Below are 2,397 nucleotides of genomic sequence, written 5' to 3' on the forward strand. Positions count from 1 at the left end.
AGCTTGCCGCGGTAGGGTTCCAACGCCGGGAGCTTGCGGATGGCATACATGGGCATCAGGTAGAGAATAATTGCGATGATCGGACCCGCAATGGACTCGATGAGCGAAAGAATGCTGGGGTTCAGGATGGCGGCCAGCCAGGTGGTCAAGAAGATGAACACGGCAATGGCGATGTTCAGGTTCTTGTCGCTGACGCGAGAGCCGTCACGGTCCACCATGGAGCGCACGATACCCGCGGCGCCCTCGGCTGCACCCAAGTAGTGACCGAAGAAGGATGACGCAATGGCGGCCAGCGCCACCGCCGGGCCAAGGTAGGCGATGAACGGACTGCCGTGCTCATTGGCCAGGTAGGACAGTACCGGCAGGTTCTGATCCTTGGCGGCCTGTAGGCCGGTGGGGCCGAGGGCCAGCACGCAGGACCACACGAAGCCCATGGTGAAGATCACCAGCAACAAGGTGCTGCGCTTCAGCACCGCCGACGCCCGCTCCGACGCCCCGGCGCCGTATTCGCGCTTCAAAGCAACGGAGAACTGCGAGATCGCGGGAGAGTGGTTGAAGGCGAACACCAGCACCGGGATGATTATCCAAATGGACATCGCCAACTCGCCGAACGAGGGCACACCGCCGAAACCCTTGAGGTTCCAGCCGGGGATGAGATACAGGCTCACGCCGAGCAGGATCAGGATCAGCGGGTAGACCAGCCATTGCGTGACGATCAACATGATGCGCTGGCTGGCCAGCATCACCAGCATCATCAGCGCGATCAACAACCCGGAGAGCAACCACCGCGGCACGGACGGCAGTCCCAGCTGGTTGACCATGAGGCTGTCCACGGTGTTGGTGATACCCACCCCGTAGATCAGGACAATGGGGAAGATGGCCAGGAAGTACAGCACGGTGATCACCCGGCCCACCCCCTCGCCGAATGTCTTGCGGGCTACCACGGTGATGTCCTCGCCCGGGACCGGGGATGCGCAGACGAAACGCGAAAGCGCCCGGTGGGACAAATAGGTCATGGGGCCGATGAGGAGGGTCACGATCAACAGTGGCCACAGACCCCCCAGACCGGCATTGATGGGCAGGAACAGGACTCCCGCGCCCACGGCTGTCCCGAAGAGGGAGATGGTCCAGTTCGTCTCAAAGCGTTTGTTGGCTACGCGGCCGGCTCTGTGTATGTCTTCGCGTCGGTCCGTGGCTGTTGTGGCTGAGGAACCGGCGGTGCTTGTCGCCTTGTGGGCTATGTTCGACACGTTGATCTCCGTGCTGTGGGTGAGTGGTGAGCGTGGATGTACTCGTTCTCGTGAACTGGGTCACAACGGTACGTGCGTACGACAGATTGTTCAACAATCCCAAGTAATCTCTTGCGCCGCCCGGACAGTACTGGCCCGCCCGGACGCACGGCGACATCAGGCGTGGCCCGAGCTGCCCCGCACCCCACCCATTGGCCCTCGCCGCCTTACCCGGGGCATATCGACAATCCCTCCCCCTAGCAGTCCTCATGTTGATGAAGTTTCCAGCACAGGGTGGAAGCATCGCACTGCGTTTAACCGAAGTGCACCATCTCCAACATCACCACGGGGGAATTTTCATGGCACCCACCCAAACACCTACCGAAACCCGACAGATCGTCCTGGCCGCGCGCCCGCACGGAACGCCCACGGACGAGAACTTCCGTCTCGAAACTGCCGTACTGCCCACCTTGCAGTCCGGCCAGGTTCTCGTGCAGAACGAGGTCATGTCCGTGGACCCCTACATGCGCGGCCGCATGAACGACACCAAGTCCTACATCCCGCCGTTCCAGATCGACGAGCCGCTCGAAGGCGCTGCCGTCGGGACCGTGATCGCATCCGAGTCCGACAGCATCACGGTGGGCGATCATGTCCTGCACTCCCTCGGGTGGCGCGAATTCGCGGTGGTCGACGACGCCGCCGCGACCGTCGTCGATGTCGACGCCGCCTCCGCGTCCAAGTACCTGGGCATCCTCGGCATGCCCGGCCTCACCGCCTACGTGGGGCTCACGGAAATCGCGAAGTTCAAGAAGGGCGACGTCGTGTTCGTCTCGGGCGCCGCCGGCGCCGTCGGCTCGGCCGTGGGCCAGATCGCCAAGGCGCTGGGGGCGTCCAAGGTTATTGGTTCGGCCGGTTCGGCCGAGAAGATTGCCCGCGTGAAGGAATTGGGTTTCGATGAGGCCTTCAACTACAAAGAGGGCGACGTCAACGAGTTACTGCAGAAGGCCGCCCCCGACGGAATCGACGTGTACTACGACAATGTGGGCGGTGATCACCTTCAAGCGGCGATCGGGGCGCTGCGTAAGTATGGGCGCGTGGCGATGTGCGGGGCCATCTCCCAGTACAACGCAACAAAACCGGAGCCCGGCCCGAGCAACCTGTTCATGGC

The 2,397-nt window shown here is 62.6% G+C and carries 2 protein-coding genes; one reads left to right on the top strand and one right to left on the bottom strand.

Going from position 1 to position 2,397, the window contains the following annotated elements; all coding sequences use genetic code 11:
• Positions 1-1,175 (bottom strand): HAAAP family serine/threonine permease (locus Q4E95_RS12870; RefSeq protein ID WP_303383680.1); only part of this gene is annotated, 1,175 nt, incomplete at its 3' end.
• A gap of 413 nt (positions 1,176-1,588) precedes the next feature.
• Here Q4E95_RS12870 and Q4E95_RS12875 point away from each other — a divergent pair.
• Positions 1,589-2,397: NADP-dependent oxidoreductase (locus Q4E95_RS12875; protein WP_303383679.1), on the top strand; the 809-nt coding region annotated here is incomplete at its 3' end.

The organism is Kocuria sp., assembly GCF_030536815.1.
In the GTDB taxonomy this organism is placed as follows: Bacteria; Actinomycetota; Actinomycetes; order Actinomycetales; family Micrococcaceae; genus Kocuria; species Kocuria gwangalliensis.